The following is a 16,617-nucleotide window of genomic DNA, read 5'->3' on the forward strand; positions in this document are numbered from 1 at the left end:
TTAAGGGGCGTGTTCGCCATGGGCGTGACCTCCGCGGGCCTTTTAGCCCTGGGCGGCTCGGTAAGCCTCGATGATCTCGCTGTTCACGCGGCCCCGCTCGGAAACGGTGTAGCCGTTGCTGCGTGCCCATTCACGGATCTGCGCCGCCTCATTGCTGCGGGAAGCACCCGTGCCGCGGGGGCGTCCGGTGCGCCCTCCGGTCTTGCGGCCGGCATCAACATACTGCTTTAGCGCTGCACGCAGGTTCTTCGCATTGTCATTGGAGAGGTCGATCTCGTACTGTGACCCATCCAGTCCAAAACGGACGGTTTCATCGGCACTTCCGCCGTCGAGGTCGTCTACCAGAATGATTTTTACCTTTTGCGCCATGACGAGGCTCCTATGCGTGAAGTGGCGGAATGCTGTTTATTTCGAGACCACTTCGAGTATGGCGCAATTGGTAATGCCCCGTCAAAGCAGGAGAGGCATTTTTCTTTAGTTATTCTTTATCGGCCGAACCGGCAGGGTCTATTTTGGCACCAGCCTCGGGCTGAATATTCTGATCGACTTCGCGTTCAGCCTCAGCAAGGGCTTTTCGCTCGGACCGGTCGGCGTTCAACACTGCCTTCATCACGAAATAAAAGAGAGCCGCGACACATATTGACGGCAGGAGTACTTCCACATATTCCATGTCTAACCCATTTCAGGCTTTAGGAGGGGGAACAGAATTGTTTCCCTGATTCCGGCGTTCGTGAAAAGCATCACCAGGCGGTCGATGCCCAGGCCAATGCCGCCCATGGGCGGCGCTCCGTACTCCAGGGCCCGGAGGAAGTCCTCGTCCAGGGCCATGGCTTCGTCGTCACCGGCAGCGGCCTTGCGTGACTGTTCCGTCAGCCGCTCGCGCTGGATGACCGGGTCAATGAGCTCCGAGAATGCCGTGCCGCGTTCCATGCCGCCAATGATCAGGTCCCAGGCCTCAATCAGGCGGGGATCATCACGGTGCGGGCGGGCCAGCGGCTGGGCCGACGGCGGGTAGTCGCAGACGAACGTGGGCTGCAGCAGCGTCGGCTCGACGATTTCACCGAAGAGCTCGATGACCAGCTTCTGGGCATCCCACTTGGGATCCACCTTCACGTCGTGCTTCTCCGCGACTGCCCGCAGTGTCTCGGCGTCGGTGTCCGGGGTGATTTCCTGCCCCACTGCCTCGGACAGGCCGGGATAGACCGAAAGCCAGCGCCATTCCCCGTCCAGGTCAATGGTCCCGGCCGCGGTTTCGATCTGCCGGCTGCCCGCGGCGTCAGCGGCGTTGAGGATGATCTCCTTGATGCGGTCCGCCATGACGTACTGGTCCGCATATGCCTCGTAGCATTCAAGCGTGGTGAATTCGGGGCTGTGAGTGGAGTCCACGCCTTCGTTGCGGAAGATCCGCCCCAGCTCGTAAACACGCTCGATACCGCCGACGACGGCGCGCTTGAGGTAGAGCTCCGTGGCGATGCGCAGGGTCATCGGCTGGTCGAAGGCGTTCAGGTGCGTCTCGAACGGACGCGCTGCGGCGCCGCCGTGGATCAGCTGGAGCATGGGCGTCTCCACTTCCACGTAGCCATGGCCGTGGAGGGTGTCACGGACGGCGCGGATGATCGCTGCCCGCTTGTAGACCATGTCCCGGGCCTCGTCGCGGACCATCAGGTCCACGTAGCGCTGGCGGACCCTGGTTTCCTCATTCAGGTCGGCGTGCAGCACAGGAAGGGGGCGCAGGGCCTTCGATGCCATGGACCAGGAGTCAGCCATGACGGACAGCTCTCCGCGGCGGGAGGAGATGACCTCGCCCCGGATGAAGACGTGATCGCCCAGGTCAACCGTGGACTTCCAGTCAGCCAGTGCTTCCTCGCCAATGGAGGCCAGGGACAGCATGGCCTGCAGCCGGGTGCCGTCGCCCTCCTGGAGGGTAGCGAAGCAGAGTTTGCCGGTGTTGCGGATGAACACCACCCGGCCGGTGACCCCCACGGTCTCGCCGCTGGCTTCGTCAGCCTGCAGGTGGCCGAACTTGTCCCGGACCTGGCGGAGGGAGTGCGTACGCTCGACGCCGACGGGGTAGGCTTCCTGCCCGCGCTCGAGAAGCTTGGCGCGCTTTTCAGCACGGATGCGCATCTGCTCGGAGGAATCTGCTGCTTCGGGAACGACGTTAGAGGAGGTCACGGTTCTTAAGTCTACCCAGCCCGGCCAAAGCTCAGGACGGGAGCCCGTCCCACAGCAGTTCAGCCATGCAGTTCCGCGTTGTCGATCAGCCGGATGCCGCCCACCCGCGCGGCCACCAGTGCCAGTGCGGGACCGGAAAGAACATCCTGTTCCCCGGCCGGAACCGGCTCGAGAGTCAGCGGATCCACAACCTCGAAATAGTCCAGCTCAACACCCGGCTCTGCCGAAACGAGAGCCGCGGCGGCCGGCAGGTCCAGCGGGCGGCGGCTGGAGGCATTCTCCTGCAGCCGAGTCAGGGCACGGGAAAGGACCAGCGCGCTGCGCCGCTCCCCAGGACTGAGGAAGACGTTGCGGCTGGACTCGGCCAGACCGTCAGCGGCCCGCACTATGGGGACCGGATAGATCTGTACCGGGAAGTTCAGGTCTGCCGCCATGCGGCGGATCAGTGCCACCTGCTGGGCGTCCTTCTGGCCGAAATATGCACGGAACACGGCTGGCACAGCGGGCTGGACACAGTGGAACAGCTTGGCCACCACGGTGAGGACGCCGTCGAAATGCCCCGGGCGGGAGGCGCCTTCGAAGCGGGTTCCCATAACGCCTGAGCTGACCCGCACCAGCGGAAGGCCGCCGGGGTACATGGTGTCCTCGCTCGGGGCGAACACTACGTCCACACCTGCCTCGCCCAGCAGGTCAAGGTCGGCTTCCAGGGTGCGCGGGTACCGTGCCAGGTCGGCGGGGTCGTCGAACTGCAGCGGGTTCACGAAGATGCTGGCAACCACTACGTCGTTGTCAGCGCGTGCGGCCTGCGCCAGCGCTGCGTGCCCTGAGTGGAGGGCCCCCATCGTGGGAACCAGTCCGAGCGCCGGACGGTCCTTGCCGGTGGCTTCCAGGAGTTCGGTTATGGCCTTGCTGAGTTCTGCGGGGGTTGTTGCCAACCGGGGGTGGTTCACCGGGGTCCTTCGGGTTCGGAATTAAGTACTTCAATAATTCTCTCTCCCTGCGCAGGTGTTAGCAGACCGCGTTCAACAGCCCGGCGGGCGGTGGCAGCGGAAAGCGCCTGGTAGGCCTGTGCCATATCGGGTGCAGCATTACGGCCCAGGGCGCGGGTATGCGCCTGGATGGTGCCCGTGTCTCCGCGGGCCACCGGACCGGTCAAGGCATGTTCCCCCGAGGCCAGCGCATTTTCCAGGGAGGCACGCATCAGCGGGCCCAGCAGCCTGCCCGGCTGTTCCACGCCGAGGCCCTGCAGCAGTTCCGAAGACTGCGCCGCGATGGTCACCAGATGGTTGGAGGCGTGGGCAAGTGCGGCGTGGTAAAGCTCACGGTCCGCTTCATCGATAACCACGGGTTCGGCGCCCATTTCCACTACCAGGGCCTGCGCGATCGGCAGCACCGCGGTGGGAGCGGTGACGCCGAAGGAGCAGTCCGCCAGCCGAGTGAGGTCGAGGCTGAGACCGGTGAAGGTCATGGCCGGGTGCAGGGCCAGCGGAATGGCCCCCGCCTGCCGGGCCGGTTCCAGCACCGCGGTGCCGAAGCGGCCCGAGGTGTGGGCCACGAGCTGCCCGGCTTGCCAGGCACCGGTTGCGGCCAGGCCGGAGACCAGCGGCGGCAGGGCGTCGTCGGGCACTGCCAGCAGCACCAGCTCGGAACGCTCAATGATGTCCGGGATGTCAAGCACGGGAACGCCCGGAAGCAGGTTCTCCGCCCGTTCCAGGCTGGCTTCGGAAACAGCTGAAACACCTACGACGGCGTGTTCGGCCGCGCGGAGCGCCGCGCCCAGGACCGCTCCCACCTTGCCTGCTCCGATGACGCCGATTCCCAGCCGGCCGCGCCGGCGCTGATCAGCGGTGTTCATTCCAGTTTTCCTCCATCTTGGGCCCGGCTGCCAGCTGTTCCGGTGCGGCTGCCGGGGGGCCATGCGCATCCGCCGGGGCAGGCACTGCCTCAGGGACGGCCGGGCCGGTGGCGGTTTCGCGGTGCAGCCAGCGTTCGGTACGGTCCCTGCGGCGGGCGTCTGCGGCACGCACGGATTGTTCAGTGAAAAGTTCCAGCAGCACGGCCTGGTCAAGCTGCCGGATTCGCGGGGCAACAGGGCCGGGCGTGGAATGCAGCCGCAGGTCCGCAATCCGCAGCCTGCGTGCCAGCGGGCCCTGTTCCAGTGCCATGGACTGGATGCGTTCGTGCGGAACCACCGTGAGGCTGCGCCACAGCCGGCCGGTACGGCTGAGCAGCGCGGTTTCGGTGAGCGCATAGCCGCTGCGCCGCCACTGCAGGGGCGCAACCCACCGTGCCCGCCGCGGCGAAGTGGTGAATCCATGGTCCGGGCCGCTGCCCTGGAGTCCGGCACGGAAGAGTCCCACCGGATCATCAGTGCCGGGGTTGGGCAGGACGAGCGCCAGGATCTGGAGCGTCTCATCGATGGTTCCGGCCGGCAGCAGCCTGGTGCGCGCACCGTCGGAGCCCGGCGATGCGCCGTAGCCTGCCACGTTGACGGAAATCCGGTACCAGCCGGTCAGCCGCCACAGCAGGGGCTGGGTGACGGACACGGCCTGGATGCGGCCCGGGGGCACTGTCTGGGTCCGGGTGTCCAGGAGTCCGTAGCGAATACGCACGCCGTCCCGGGACGCCGCTGCACGGAAGTTCCAGGCGGTGCTCAGCATTGACCAGTAGCCGCTGGCCACGCCCAGCCCCACCGGAATGAACACGGCCAGCGAAACGCCTTCCCCGGTCACCAGGGTCAGGACCACGACGGCGATGATGCCAAGCACCAGGACTACGCTGTTTCCGGAAAGCAGCGCTGCCCCGATTACCCGGCCGGGCCGAAGGGCAAGAATGGGGTACTCGGGAGCTTCGGCTGCCCGCGGGACAGGCGCCGCGCTGCCGTCCGGCTGACCCTCGGCGGACCCGCCTGGACTGGTGTCGGCCTGGACACCGGAGGCGCGCTCCAGGATGGTGGCCCGCAATGTGCGGGCGTCGTCCAGGCGCAGGTACGCCAGGCGCACGGCCGATTCACCGGCGTCGGCCACTTCGAAGCGCAGCTCGCCCAGGCCGAAGAGGCGGGCGAGCAGGGGCTGGTTGATGTCAATCGCCTGTACCCGGTCCAGGCGCGCCTGCCGGTGCTGGCGAAACAGGACGCCGGACCGGACCCGCACGTGGTCCCCGCTCACCTGGTAGCGGGTAAACCACCAGGACAGGAAAAAGACGACGCTGATCACGAGCACCAGGACGACCAGCCCCATGACGGCCCAGATCAGCGGTGTCCCGTCCGGCAGGGGTCCGCCGGGCCGCTCGCGCAGGAAAAACGCCTCAACCGAATCCCGGCCGACGAAATAGGCGACGGCGGCCAGCGCGATCCATCCCCGCACAAGGGGGGACACCGGGTGGACCCGCTTCCAGCCTGGTTCCGCAGCGCCGGCTGCGCCGTGGGGCTGCTCGCTCACAGCCCCGCCAGCTGCGCCTCGCCGCGCGCAGAGAGGTGTTCACGCAGCCGTGCACCTTCGTCGGCGGGCAGGCCCGGGATGGTGGCGTTGGTGGTCTGTGATGCGGTGTGGAGCTTCAGGGTGCACAGGCCAAAGAGCCGTTCCAGGGGGCCGACGGCAACGTCTACGTACTGCATGCGGCCGTAGGGAACCACCAGCGTGCGCTGGAAGAAGATGCCTGAGCGCAGCAGCAGGTCCTCGTGGCGTTCGGCGTAGCCGATGGCCCGGACCTGGCGGGGCACCAGCACGGCCCGCCAGATGAAGCCGGCCAGGAACACTGCCGGCAGCCCCCACGCGAGCCAGGCCGGGAAACCGGACCAGATGCCGAGGCTGTGCAGCACAAGCGGAATGCTGGCCAGGGCCAGGGTGATGACGGCTTCCACTGCCAGGGACAGCAGCCTCAGCGCCAGGTAGCGCTCGGAGACCCGCCGCCAGTCAAGGCCCTGCGGATCTATGGCCTGGTTACGCATACTCTCCCCCGCTGTTGTTTTCTTCGCCGTTTTTGTCCTCCGGCGGTAGCTTGCAGAAACGCTCCACCACCAGTCCGGTGGCTATCATGATCATCCCGCCGACGGACATGGCAAGTGAAGCCCAGGTAGGTGCATGGTTGGGGCGCATTTCCCACAGCCCCAGCTGGTCCAGGAAGATCCCGCCGTGCCAGCCGAGCAGGAGCGCACCTGCGTACGCCGTGGCCTGGGCCAGGACCAGGGTTCGGGCGGCGGCGATGGGGTCCAGCGGTTTCTCCCGCTCACCGTTGCGCCAGCGCCGCACGCGCAGGCCAAGGAAGAGGGTGAAACCGACAATGAACGCAAGAGTCAGAAGGGCCGTGAAGTTCAGCACCGGAGCCGGGAAACCGTTGCGGGTTGCCCAGGCGTTCACCTGCCAGCCGGCGATGCCAAACGCCGCGGCGGTGACGGCAAGCCAGCGGTACCGGATGCTCCTCACGTTTCGCTCACTCCCCCTCGAAAAGTTCGACGCCGGACGCATCGGCAGCACGGGCGGCCAGTTCGGCCACCGGAATCCCTTCCAGCCTGGCATCCGGATCCATCCAGGCCCAGGGCTGGAGCACAAAGGCCCGCTCCGCTGCACGCGGATGCGGGACCGTCAGGACCTCGTCATCGATCCGCTCCGCACCGTAGGTGATGATGTCGACGTCGAGGGTCCGCGGACCCCAGCGCACCTCGCGGGTGCGGTGGTGCCGGTTCTCAACGTCGTGGCAGTGGTCCAGCAGCGCGTGGGCGTCCAGGGTGGTTTCGAACTCGGCAACCAGGTTCAGGTAGTCCGGCTGGTTCTCCGGTCCGCCCACGGGAGCCGTACGTGCCACCGGAGAAACAGCCACGAGCTTCATCCCGGGATGGTCTGCCAGGGCGGCAACTGCGTTGGCCAGCGTGCCGCGGGATTCCCCGAGGTTGCTGCCCAGCGCCAGGACTGTGCGGACGGGGCTCATGCGCGTTCCCGGTGGATCTGGATTTCGACGTCGCCGAAAGGGACGGTGATGGGCGCATGGGGTTTGTGCACTGTGACGTCCACAGCCTCCACCACATCGAATCCGGCCAGCACATGGGCAGCGATCCGTTCGGCGAGGGTTTCGATCAGGTTCACCGGCTCCCCGGCAATAATGGCGCACACCTGTTCGGCCAGCTCACCGTAGTGCGCCGTCAGGGCCAGGTCGTCGGCAGCGGCCGCAGGGCGCAGGTCCGTGTAGAGGACCAGGTCAACCGTGAATTCCTGGCCGTCGCGCCGTTCATGGTCGAAAACCCCGTGGTAGCCGGTTGCCTTCAGTCCTGAAAGCCGGATCCGGTCGCGGACGGGCGCGGAGTTCTCCGGGGAAGCCACGCTAGCCCTGCCAGGCAGCGGCAACCTTGACCGCGTCCACGTTCGCAGCGACGTCGTGCACCCGGACGGCCCAGACGCCCTGGCTGGCAGCAAGCGCAGTGGTGGCAAGGGTTGCGTTGTCACGTTCGGCAGGCGGCGCGGCCTTACCGGCCGTGGTCAGCAGCGACCCCAGGAAACGCTTGCGGGAAGCGCCGATCAGCACCTTGTGCCCCAGGACCGTCAGCCGGTCTACGTTGCGCAGCAGGGCCCAGTCGTGCTCGGAGTTCTTGGCGAAGCCCAGTCCCGGATCCAGGATGATCTGCTCCGGGGCAACACCGGCTTCGTAAAAGCGGTCCCGCAGGGTGGTGAGTTCGGCGATCACGTCTTCGACGACGTCATCGTAGCTGGCCTTCGGATCCTGGCTGCGGACGCTTCCTCGGCTGTGCATGAGGATGTACGGAACCTTGGTGCGGGCGATCAGTTCCGGCATGGCGGGATCCAGTTCAAGTCCGGAGACGTCGTTGATCACGCCTGCACCGGCTTCGATCGCCTTTTCCGCAGTGGAAGCGTTCATGGTGTCCACGCTGATCAGCGCTCCGGCCTTCACCAGTGCTTCGACCACCGGCAGGATGCGGCGCTGTTCCTCTTCGGCGCTGATGCGTTCAGCGTCCGGGCGGGTGGATTCCCCGCCGACGTCAATGATGTCGGCGCCGTCGTAATGCATCTTCAGACCCGCGCGGATGGCGGCATCGGTGGTGTCATGCTCGCCGCCGTCGCTGAAGGAATCCGGGGTTACGTTCAGGATTCCCATCACCAGGGTGCGGCCCTCGGGCAGGTCCTCGAAACGCCGCTTCCTGGCGCCGGGCCGGATCACCGGCAGCGGGTTGGTGGCGGGCCCGGTTCCGGGTGTGGCAGCTAGCGAATCCATCGAGTCGTCCTATCGTCCGAGTATCAGGCTCATTGCTTCTGCACGCGTCGCGGTCTCGCGCAGCTGGCCGCGCACGGCCGAGGTTACCGTCTTGGCACCGGGCTTGCGCACGCCGCGCATAGACATGCAGAGGTGTTCACATTCAATGACGACGATCGCGCCGACGGGCTGCAGGTTGGCCATCAGGGCGTCCACGATCTGCGTGGTGAGGCGTTCCTGGACCTGCGGCCGGCGGGCGTAGACGTCAACCAGGCGGGCAAGCTTGCTCAGCCCGGTGACCTTGCCGTCGTGGGAGGGGATGTAACCGATGTGCGCCGAACCGTGGAACGGAACCAGGTGGTGCTCACAGGTGGAGTAGAAGGGGATGTCCTTGACCAGCACCATTTCCTCATGGTCCAGGTCGAAGGTGGTGGCCAGCAGGTCCGAGGGGCTCTGGTGCAGGCCCGCAAAGATCTCCGCGTAGGACTTCGCCACCCGCGCGGGGGTTTCCTTGAGTCCGTCACGGTCAGGATCCTCCCCGATGGCAAGGAGGATTTCGCGTACCGCCCGTGCAATGCGGGGCTGGTCCACTTCGGAGGCCGTCTCTGTCAGCTCGGCCAGGCTCAGTTCGTCGTCGAAATCCGTCACTGCACGATCCTACCGTGGACGCTGGAAGCGGCCGGACGGCCGGAGCCTGCTGCTCCGGCCGTCCGGCCTGCGGTTATTCGTGGTTCGAGGAGCCGGTGTGGCTTCCCCGGCCGCTGTTCTCAGGCTCCGGGAGCCCATTGGCGGAGACATCGAAGTCCTGCGGGATGTCTGCGTCGGCAATCTGGTCCTGCGGTGCCACGGTGTCCGGGTTGGGTTCACCGGCGGCTGCGGCCTCTTCGCGTTCGCGCGGGGAGACCACCGGAGGAATGTCATGCACCGGGCGGGTGGGCTTGGAGAGCCAGACTTCACGGACGTCGCGCTTGCGCACGTCGCGGAACACATCGGCAATTTCAGCCTGGTTCAGGGTCTCGCGCTCGAGCAGCTCCAGCGCCAGGCGGTCCAGCACGTCACGGTTCTCGGTGAGGATCTGGTAAGCCTCGTCGTGGGCGTTGTCCAGCAGGCGCCGGATTTCCTCGTCCACCACGTAGGCAACCTGGTCGGAGTAGTTCCGCTCCTGGCCCATGTCACGGCCCAGGAAGGGCTCCCCTCCGCCGGAGCCGAGCTTCACGGAGCCGATCCGCTCGCTCATGCCGTACTGCGTGACCATCTTGCGGGCAGTGGCGGTGGCCTTCTCGATGTCATTCGAGGCGCCCGTGGAGGGGTCGTGGAAGACGATTTCCTCGGCGACGCGTCCGCCCATGGCGTAGGCCAGCTGGTCCAGCAGTTCGTTGCGGGTTACCGAGTACTTGTCATCCTGCGGCAGGACCATGGTGTAGCCCAGGGCGCGCCCTCGGGGAAGGATGGTCACCTTGGTCACCGGGTCGGTGTTGCGCAGGGCGGCAGCCACCAGGGCGTGGCCGCCCTCGTGGTACGCGGTGATCTTGCGCTCGAGTTCCTTCATGACGCGGCTGCGCTTCTGCGGGCCGGCGATCACACGGTCAATTGCCTCGTCCAGGGCACGGTCATCGATCAGCTGCGCGTTGGACCGAGCAGTGAGCAGGGCGGCTTCGTTAAGGACGTTGGCCAGGTCCGCACCGGTGAAACCGGGCGTCTTCCGGGCAACGGTCTCCAGGTCGATGCCGGGCGCCATCGGCTTGCCCTTGGCGTGGACCTGCAGGATGTGCAGGCGGCCCTGCATGTCCGGGGCCTCGACGCCGATCTGCCGGTCGAAGCGGCCCGGGCGCAGCAGCGCAGGGTCCAGCACGTCCGGGCGGTTGGTGGCGGCAATCAGGATGACGTTGGTGTTGCCGTCAAAGCCGTCCATTTCCACCAGGAGCTGGTTCAGCGTCTGCTCGCGTTCGTCGTTGCCGCCGCCTACGCCTGCGCCGCGGTGGCGTCCGACGGCGTCGATCTCGTCAACGAAGATGATGGCCGGGGCGTTGTTCTTGGCCTGTTCGAAGAGGTCGCGGACACGGGAGGCACCCACGCCGACGAACATTTCCACGAAGTCCGAGCCGGAGATCGAGTAGAACGGCACGCCTGCTTCGCCAGCCACCGCGCGGGCCAGCAGGGTCTTGCCGGTTCCGGGCGGGCCGTAGAGCAGCACGCCCTTGGGGATCTTGGCCCCGACGGCCTGGAACTTTGCCGGTTCCTTCAGGAACTCCTTGATTTCGTGGAGCTCCTCCACCGCTTCGTCAGCGCCGGCAACATCCGCGAAGGTCACCTGCGGCATGTCCTTGTTGGTCAGCTTGGCCTTTGACTTGCCGAACTGCATGACCTTGGACCCGCCGCCCTGCATGCGGGTGAGCAGGAACCAGAAGATGGCGCCCAGGATGAGGATGGGCAGGAAAAGGCCAAGGAAGCTGGTGAACCAGTTCGTCTGCACGGGCTGGTCCGTGAAGCCGTCCACATCGGAGTTGTTCACGGCCTCCACGATGTCCTCACCGCGTGCGTTGCCGAAGAAGAACTGGATGTTCTCGCCCTTGTCTTCGTACGGTTCCCGCAGGGTGAGGTCCACCCGCTGCTCGCCGTCGTAGATCTTCGCCTGTTCCACCTTGTTATCCGCCAGCAGCTTCAGGCCAACATTGGTGTCAACCTGGGAAGCGCCGGAGGGGGCAAGGTTGGGAAGGATGATCAGCAGCGCGGCAAGAGCCAGCACGATCCAAATGATCGGTCCCTTGAAGAAGTTCTTGGATTTCATTCGTCGTCAGGGCAGATGCCCCGTCCCTCCTGATCAACAACGCTGATACTGCGCGAAATTCGTTGGCTAGCAATGTCTAGCTATACACCGTCTCCAAGAAACACACGGTCCAAGGGGTGCATTAGTTCCCTCAGGGCGTAGCCCGGCTCCGTGATTCCCCTCATGCGGACAGGGTACGAAAAACCCGCCGGTCCGCGCCGGGCACCGGAGTGCGCCGGTTTGGTCCAGCGGGTTCAGCAGGGTAAATGAACCGCCTGCAGGCCTTATTCGTAAACGTGGGGCGCCAGGGTGCCGATGAAGTCCAGGTTGCGGTACTTCTCGGCGAAGTCCAGTCCGTAGCCGACCACGAATTCGTTGGGGATCTCGTAACCGACGTACTTCACGTCGATTTCGACCTTGGCGGCGTCCGGCTTGCGCAGCAGAGTGCAGATCTCAACGCTGGCCGGTCCTCGGGACTGCAGGTTGGTGCGCAGCCAGGACAGTGTGAGGCCGGAGTCGATGATGTCCTCGACGATCAGCACGTGCTTGCCCAGCAGGTCGGTTTCAAGGTCCTTCAGGATCCGGACGACGCCGGAAGACTGGGTGCCCGAACCGTAGGAGGACACTGCCATCCAGTCCATGGAGACGTGGCTGTGCAGGGCACGGGACAGGTCCGCCATGACCATGACGGCACCCTTGAGCACGCCGACAAGCAGGATGTCGCGTCCGGCGTAGTCGCGGTCAATCTCCGCCGCCAGTTCCTTGATTCGCTCGGCAATCTGTTCCCTGGTGTAGAGAACGTGTTTGAGATCTGACTGGACGTCGTGTGAATCCACGAATGGCTCCCGGGTACGAGATGTTGCAGCTGGACTTAGGCGCTGCTCTTTTTCCTAAAAACAAGATTGCCATAGCTTGGGCTGCCGTGGGGAACCGGCTTTGCCCGCACCTGCCTGTAGGCGGAGACCTTGCCTGCCAGCTGCACCGGCCCGGCCGAGCCCTCACGGCGCAGCAGTGCCTCCACCGCACGCACCCTTTCCCAGCTGGGACGGGCGGCTCCAAGCTCCGCGGCGGCAAGCGCCAGCACCCGCTGCCGCAGCGCCGGGGGCAGCTCACGCAGCGCCTGCTCTGAGAGCAGGATCTCTTTTGGATTGTCTCCGTTCACAGGATTTCCGGCTGCCGCACGCAGCCGTTCGTAGGTTTGAGACGCCTGGGCGTCCAGATAGTCGGCGTCCTGGGCAAGGATCCGGGAGCTGCGGAAGAGCGCTTCGGCGATTCCGGGCCCCAGTTCGTTCTCAAGGAACGGCAGTACCGAGGTCCGCACCCGGGAGCGCGCAAAGGACGGGTCGGCATTGGTGGGGTCATGCCAGGGATCCAGTTCCTGTGCAGCGCAGATCTCTTCGACTTCCTCCCGCCGCAGGCCCAGGAACGGACGCAGGTAGGTTCCGCGGCGGGCGGGCATGCCGGCAAGGGAGCGCGTTCCGGAACCCCGGGCGAGGCCAAGAAGGACCTGTTCAGCCTGGTCATCAAGCGTGTGGCCGAGCAGCACCGCGTCCGCTCCCGCCGCGGCAGCAGCGGCGTCGAGCGCTTCATAACGCACGGTGCGCGCGGCTGCCTCCGGACCCATGCCGGATTCCGGAACGTCCACGCGGTGGACGGTAACCGGGGCCAGCCCCATGGCACGCAGCTTCGCCGCCGCGGCTTCGGCGATCCCTGCCGAGCCGGGCTGCAGCCCGTGGTCAACGACGGCGGCACCGACCTTATAGTCTCCGCGCCGGTTGAAGAACGACGCCGTCTCCGCCAGGGCAAGGGAGTCCGGCCCGCCGCTGCAGGCAACCAGGAGCACCGGCGGTTTGGCCGGATGAGGAGGCAGGCCCGCCTCCCGCAAGAAGTCCTTCAGCATGGCGCGTGCCTTGCCGAGGGTGGGGTTGAGGCGACGGCGGGCGCGCGCTGCCGGCACCAGGGGATGCGTTGGGGTTTCGCTCACGTGCTGCCTAGAGTCCCATCCGCTTGATCCAGAGGTCCGGGTTGTGGATTTCCGCCTCGGTAGGCAGGTTTCCGGCTTCTTCCCAAACCCGGTTGAAGCCTTCCATGCCAACCTTGTCCACCACGCCGCGGACAAACTTGGAGCCGTCGGCGTACTGCCGCATCTTGGCATCCAGCCCCATGACGCGGCGGAAGAACTTGTCCAGCCAGCCGCGGTTGATGCCGCGGTCGTTGAAGCGGCGGCGAATGGTTTTCACGCTGGGAATGATGCTGGCATCCACCGCGTCCATGACCACGTTGGCATGTCCTTCCAGCAGGCTCATGACGGCCGTGATGTGTGACAGGCGGGCCTTGTCCGCGGGGTCCTGCAGCAGGGTCAGGACGTCCAGCTGGCGGTCCGGAACGCCGTCGGACGGGGATTCGTCCCTGCCGCCGGCCGCGGCGGAGAGCTGCTTTGCCATGGAGCTGATCCGCTCCGGCAGGGTCTGTGCCTTGTCCATCAGTCCGGTGCTCAGCAGCCGGATCTGCTCCAGCAGGTGGTCCCGCAGCCAGGGGGCGGCAGCGAACTGCACGCGGTGGGTCTGTTCGTGCAGGCATACCCAGAGCCGGAAGTCGGCAGGCTCAACGTTCAGCTCCTGTTCGGTGCTGATGATGTTGGGGGCTACCAGCAGCAGGCGTCCGCCCCGCTTGCCGGGGTTATCCGAAGCCAGCGCCGCAAACGGGTCGTACTGCCCCAGCACCTTGCTGGCCAGGAACGCCAGGACTGCTCCAAGCTCAGCGCCCGTGACGGTTCCGGCAACTGCGGTGTTGGTGGCCTTGACCGCTTCCGGCCTGGTTTCGGCCAGGTGCTCCAGCATCGGATTCATCAGGGCGGCGAAACTCTGGGAGTTGGCTTTTGCCCAGGAAGCCCGGTCCACGATCAGGACCTGGGAGTCGCGCAGGTTCTCCGCGGCGTCCAGCCCGGTGATGCGGTGGACGTGGGAAACGGACTCATCGGCCAGCCGGCGCAGGTCCGCGACGGCAGCCTGGATTTCGCGGCGGCTCATCTTGGGACCCGGTGCCACCAGGGTGGCAGCGGTGGCAGCGGCGAAGTCCCAGTTCACCAGTCGCGCGGCGGTTGAGGTGCTCGGGTGCTGCTGGTTGCTCTCCATTGGTCCATTCGATCACAGCCACGCCGCAATATGCTCCCGGAGGACCCAATCCCGGCCAGCAGCACTAGCGGCAACCGCAGCCGGCCAGCACCGCCGCGGCGTCGTCCACGGCAGAGCGGGCCTCGGCGGTATTGCCGTCCAAGCCGCGGGCCACCAGGGCGAAGGACAGCAGGCGGCCGTCAGCGTCAGTGACGTAGCCGCTCAGCGCGGTTACGGTGCGCAGCGTGCCGGTCTTGGCCCGCACCAGGCCGGCGGCGGCCTCGTCCCCGTACCTGCTCTGCAGCGTGCCGCTGAGCCCGGCCACCGGAAGCCCCCGGGCAACGGCGCGCAATCCGTCGTCGTCCGTTGTCAGGACGGTACGGACGGTGTGCTCCAGCTGGCGGGGGGTGACGGAGTTTTCTGCGGCCAGTCCGGAGACGTCGGCAAGCGACATTCCGGCGGTGTCCACGCCAAGGCCAGCGATCTCAGCTGCCACCGTTTCCGTGGCACCCGAGAAATCTGCCTCCCGGCCCGATGCCTTCGCCGCAGACCGGGCGAGGGCTTCGGCCAGGTAGTTATCCGAGACCAGCAGCATCTGTTCCACCTGTTCGGCCACGGTGGCCGATTCAACCGCAGCCAGCTCCCGGGAGCCGGCCGGCGCGGTGCCGCGGTTGACGCCGTCCGCAACTGTGATCCTGCTGGCCTCCGCGGACGCGGCCAGCGCATCCCGAAAGGCGGTGCCTGCCGCGAGTGCGGCGTCGGCGGACCGTTCCCCGCCCTGCCGGGACTCATCCACCCACGCTGAATTGAGTGCCAGAGCGTGCACCGGGGCAATCTCCCCGGCAGCGACGTCGGCCTCGTTCCATGCCCCGGACAGTGCGGGTCCGGTGAACAGGGTGTCATCGACCTGCACACGGACCGTCCCGGCGTCGGGGCCCAGCTTCTGAAGCGCCTCCGCAGCCAGGGTGGCCAGTCCGGCGCGGCCGACGACGGCGTCCTCCCGGGAGTTTCCGCTGCCCAGCAGCACGTCACCGCCCCCGCGCAGGGTGAGCACGGTTTCCCCGTCCGCCTTCGCTGCGTGGACGGTGGTTTCGAAGCGGGACTCCGGGTCCAGGGTCCGGACCACTGCGGCAGCAGTAAGGATCTTCAGGGTGGAAGCGGGCATTCCGGCGGTTTCTGGGCCCCGTTCATAGAGCACGGTGCCCGTGAGGGCGTCGGAGACCACGGCCGAGACCGTGCCGCCTCCCGTGAAGCCAAGTTCGGCGTCGAGCAGCGCACCCAGCACTGCGGCGTCCGGGACCGGCGCAGCCGGATCCAGGGGCTTAATGAAGGGGTTTTCGGTCAGCTGCGCAGGCGGGCGCTGATGGGACGGCACCGCGCTCTGGCGCTCAGGAGCGGTACCGGTGAGGGCCTTGAGGACCGGCGGACCGGCGTAGACGGCAACGGGAACCAGCAGCAGCGCGAAGGCAAGCAGCAGGGCAATGCCGGAGAACATCCTCGCCAAAGCCCACCATTTCCTTCTTTTTTCTGTGCCTGGTTACCCAGGTTCCGCCTGCGTCGGCGGGAATTGGAGCAGCTGGAAAACGCCGGGAAACCCGCCAGTGCCTCAGGACATATATCTTTAACACTAGACCGGCGCAGTGAACCAAACGGACATTCCCAAAGGGACGGGGGGATTCCGGCTGCGTCCATGCTCGCAAAGTGCATGTGCCATGCACGATCTTCTCTGTCCGTTTGACCGGCCCTTTTACGTGGCCGCACCCCTAGGAGCCGTTATGAAACTCGACGTAACGATCGAGATCCCCAAGGGATCCCGCGTCAAGTACGAAATCGACCATGAGACGCACCGCCTGCGCCTGGACCGTGTGCTGTTCACTTCCATGCAGTACCCGACGCACTACGGCTACTTCGAAAATACCCTCGGCGAAGACGGCGATCCGCTGGACGCCATGGTGATGCTGCAGGACTTCGACCTGATCCCGGGCGTGCTGGTGGAATCCCGTCCGATCGGCGTTTTCAACATGGTTGACGACGGCGGCGGAGATGCCAAGGTGCTGTGCGTTCCGGCGGATGTCCGCTTTGACCACATCCAGGACATCTCCGATGTTCCGGACTTCCTGCTCGATGAAATCAAGCATTTCTTCACCAAGTACAAGGACCTGGAGCCGGGCAAGTGGGTTGAGGCAGCTGACTGGGCCGGCCGCGAAGCCGCTGAGGCCGAGGTCGAAGCCTCCCTGGCCCGCTTCGAGGCACTGGGCGAGCAGCGCGAAGAGGACGAGCCCCAGGGCCGCGACGTCGACGCCAGCCCCGAGAACAACTAGGGCTCACTCCCCCATCGAGATAACAGAAACTGCCCGTATC

General features: G+C 66.1%; 18 protein-coding genes. 1 reads left to right on the top strand and 17 read right to left on the bottom strand.

Annotation, left to right across the window (positions count from 1 at the left end; genetic code table 11):
• Positions 1 to 42 precede the first annotated feature (42 nt).
• From ABFX29_RS03730 to dacB, 17 genes are all read right to left on the bottom strand, one after another.
• A complete protein-coding gene (locus ABFX29_RS03730; protein WP_152224979.1) occupies positions 43 to 369 on the bottom strand; it encodes a histone-like nucleoid-structuring protein Lsr2 in 327 nt (108 codons plus the stop codon).
• Between the two features lie 109 nt (positions 370 to 478).
• A complete protein-coding gene (locus ABFX29_RS03735; RefSeq protein ID WP_152224981.1) occupies positions 479 to 670 on the bottom strand; it encodes a hypothetical protein in 192 nt (63 codons plus the stop codon).
• A 2-nt stretch (positions 671 to 672) separates the two neighbouring features.
• Complete coding sequence (lysS, locus tag ABFX29_RS03740) at positions 673 to 2,127, bottom strand: lysine--tRNA ligase (RefSeq protein ID WP_152227146.1); 1,455 nt, start codon at positions 2,125 to 2,127, stop codon at positions 673 to 675.
• A gap of 107 nt (positions 2,128 to 2,234) precedes the next feature.
• The gene (panC, locus tag ABFX29_RS03745) at positions 2,235 to 3,110 is read right to left on the bottom strand and encodes a pantoate--beta-alanine ligase (RefSeq protein WP_152224983.1); all 876 of its coding nucleotides are present in this window, start codon (positions 3,108 to 3,110) and stop codon (positions 2,235 to 2,237) included.
• Between the two features lie 11 nt (positions 3,111 to 3,121).
• A complete protein-coding gene (locus ABFX29_RS03750; protein ID WP_152224985.1) occupies positions 3,122 to 4,030 on the bottom strand; it encodes a Rossmann-like and DUF2520 domain-containing protein in 909 nt (302 codons plus the stop codon).
• On the bottom strand, positions 4,017 to 5,615 hold the full coding sequence (locus ABFX29_RS03755) for a PH domain-containing protein (protein WP_211372310.1): 1,599 nt from the start codon (positions 5,613 to 5,615) through the stop codon (positions 4,017 to 4,019). Before ABFX29_RS03755 ends, ABFX29_RS03750 begins: the two co-directional genes overlap by 14 nt.
• Positions 5,612 to 6,124 (bottom strand): PH domain-containing protein, encoded by a 513-nt coding sequence (locus ABFX29_RS03760; RefSeq protein WP_152224987.1) that lies wholly within the window; start codon positions 6,122 to 6,124, stop codon positions 5,612 to 5,614. Before ABFX29_RS03760 ends, ABFX29_RS03755 begins: the two co-directional genes overlap by 4 nt.
• The gene (locus ABFX29_RS03765; protein ID WP_246167178.1) at positions 6,117 to 6,599 is read right to left on the bottom strand and encodes a DUF3180 domain-containing protein; all 483 of its coding nucleotides are present in this window, start codon (positions 6,597 to 6,599) and stop codon (positions 6,117 to 6,119) included. Before ABFX29_RS03765 ends, ABFX29_RS03760 begins: the two co-directional genes overlap by 8 nt.
• Positions 6,600 to 6,606: 7 nt before the next feature.
• Positions 6,607 to 7,101 (bottom strand): 2-amino-4-hydroxy-6-hydroxymethyldihydropteridine diphosphokinase, encoded by a 495-nt coding sequence (gene folK, locus ABFX29_RS03770; RefSeq protein ID WP_152224989.1) that lies wholly within the window; start codon positions 7,099 to 7,101, stop codon positions 6,607 to 6,609.
• Positions 7,098 to 7,490, bottom strand: coding sequence for a dihydroneopterin aldolase (folB, locus tag ABFX29_RS03775; RefSeq protein WP_152224991.1), 393 nt, complete (start codon positions 7,488 to 7,490; stop codon positions 7,098 to 7,100). The genes folK and folB overlap by 4 nt, the downstream gene beginning before the upstream one ends.
• 1 nt (position 7,491) lies before the next feature.
• Positions 7,492 to 8,397, bottom strand: a complete 906-nt coding sequence (folP, locus tag ABFX29_RS03780; RefSeq protein WP_152224993.1) for a dihydropteroate synthase — start codon at positions 8,395 to 8,397, stop codon at positions 7,492 to 7,494.
• Between the two features lie 9 nt (positions 8,398 to 8,406).
• Positions 8,407 to 9,024 (bottom strand): GTP cyclohydrolase I FolE, encoded by a 618-nt coding sequence (folE, locus tag ABFX29_RS03785; RefSeq protein WP_152224995.1) that lies wholly within the window; start codon positions 9,022 to 9,024, stop codon positions 8,407 to 8,409.
• A 73-nt stretch (positions 9,025 to 9,097) separates the two neighbouring features.
• Positions 9,098 to 11,164: an ATP-dependent zinc metalloprotease FtsH gene (gene ftsH / locus ABFX29_RS03790; protein ID WP_152224997.1), complete on the bottom strand. Its 2,067-nt coding sequence runs from the start codon at positions 11,162 to 11,164 to the stop codon at positions 9,098 to 9,100.
• A gap of 263 nt (positions 11,165 to 11,427) precedes the next feature.
• Positions 11,428 to 11,979 carry a hypoxanthine phosphoribosyltransferase gene (hpt, locus tag ABFX29_RS03795; RefSeq protein WP_152224999.1) on the bottom strand — a complete coding sequence of 184 codons (552 nt, stop codon included), beginning with the start codon at positions 11,977 to 11,979 and terminating at the stop codon, positions 11,428 to 11,430.
• 35 nt (positions 11,980 to 12,014) lie between these two features.
• A complete protein-coding gene (gene tilS / locus ABFX29_RS03800; RefSeq protein WP_152227150.1) occupies positions 12,015 to 13,043 on the bottom strand; it encodes a tRNA lysidine(34) synthetase TilS in 1,029 nt (342 codons plus the stop codon).
• Between the two features lie 91 nt (positions 13,044 to 13,134).
• Positions 13,135 to 14,277 (bottom strand): zinc-dependent metalloprotease, encoded by a 1,143-nt coding sequence (locus ABFX29_RS03805; protein WP_152225001.1) that lies wholly within the window; start codon positions 14,275 to 14,277, stop codon positions 13,135 to 13,137.
• Positions 14,278 to 14,341: 64 nt separating this feature from the next.
• Positions 14,342 to 15,751, bottom strand: a complete 1,410-nt coding sequence (gene dacB / locus ABFX29_RS03810; RefSeq protein WP_152227152.1) for a D-alanyl-D-alanine carboxypeptidase/D-alanyl-D-alanine endopeptidase — start codon at positions 15,749 to 15,751, stop codon at positions 14,342 to 14,344.
• 280 nt (positions 15,752 to 16,031) lie between these two features.
• Here dacB and ABFX29_RS03815 point away from each other — a divergent pair, with 280 nt between their 5' ends.
• Positions 16,032 to 16,577: an inorganic diphosphatase gene (locus ABFX29_RS03815; RefSeq protein WP_152225003.1), complete on the top strand. Its 546-nt coding sequence runs from the start codon at positions 16,032 to 16,034 to the stop codon at positions 16,575 to 16,577.
• Positions 16,578 to 16,617: the final 40 nt, after the last annotated feature.

The organism is Arthrobacter gandavensis (assembly GCF_039528575.1).
Classification (GTDB): Bacteria; Actinomycetota; Actinomycetes; order Actinomycetales; family Micrococcaceae; genus Arthrobacter_B; species Arthrobacter_B citreus_B.

Bases quoted from the DNA above. Each gene is read 5' to 3' on its own strand.
- ABFX29_RS03805 (WP_152225001.1), bottom strand. From the start codon at position 14,277: ATGGAGAGCAACCAGCAGCACCCGAGCACCTCAACCGCCGCGCGACTG.
- ABFX29_RS03750 (WP_152224985.1), bottom strand. From the start codon at position 4,030: ATGAACACCGCTGATCAGCGCCGGCGCGGCCGGCTGGGAATCGGCGTC.
- ABFX29_RS03735 (WP_152224981.1), bottom strand. From the start codon at position 670: ATGGAATATGTGGAAGTACTCCTGCCGTCAATATGTGTCGCGGCTCTC.
- ABFX29_RS03760 (WP_152224987.1), bottom strand. From the start codon at position 6,124: ATGCGTAACCAGGCCATAGATCCGCAGGGCCTTGACTGGCGGCGGGTC.
- folK (WP_152224989.1), bottom strand. From the start codon at position 7,101: ATGAGCCCCGTCCGCACAGTCCTGGCGCTGGGCAGCAACCTCGGGGAA.
- lysS (WP_152227146.1), bottom strand. From the start codon at position 2,127: ATGCGCATCCGTGCTGAAAAGCGCGCCAAGCTTCTCGAGCGCGGGCAG.
- tilS (WP_152227150.1), bottom strand. From the start codon at position 13,043: ATGCTGAAGGACTTCTTGCGGGAGGCGGGCCTGCCTCCTCATCCGGCC.
- ABFX29_RS03730 (WP_152224979.1), bottom strand. From the start codon at position 369: ATGGCGCAAAAGGTAAAAATCATTCTGGTAGACGACCTCGACGGCGGA.
- folP (WP_152224993.1), bottom strand. From the start codon at position 8,397: ATGGATTCGCTAGCTGCCACACCCGGAACCGGGCCCGCCACCAACCCG.
- ftsH (WP_152224997.1), bottom strand. From the start codon at position 11,164: ATGAAATCCAAGAACTTCTTCAAGGGACCGATCATTTGGATCGTGCTG.
- dacB (WP_152227152.1), bottom strand. From the start codon at position 15,751: ATGTTCTCCGGCATTGCCCTGCTGCTTGCCTTCGCGCTGCTGCTGGTT.
- ABFX29_RS03815 (WP_152225003.1), top strand. From the start codon at position 16,032: ATGAAACTCGACGTAACGATCGAGATCCCCAAGGGATCCCGCGTCAAG.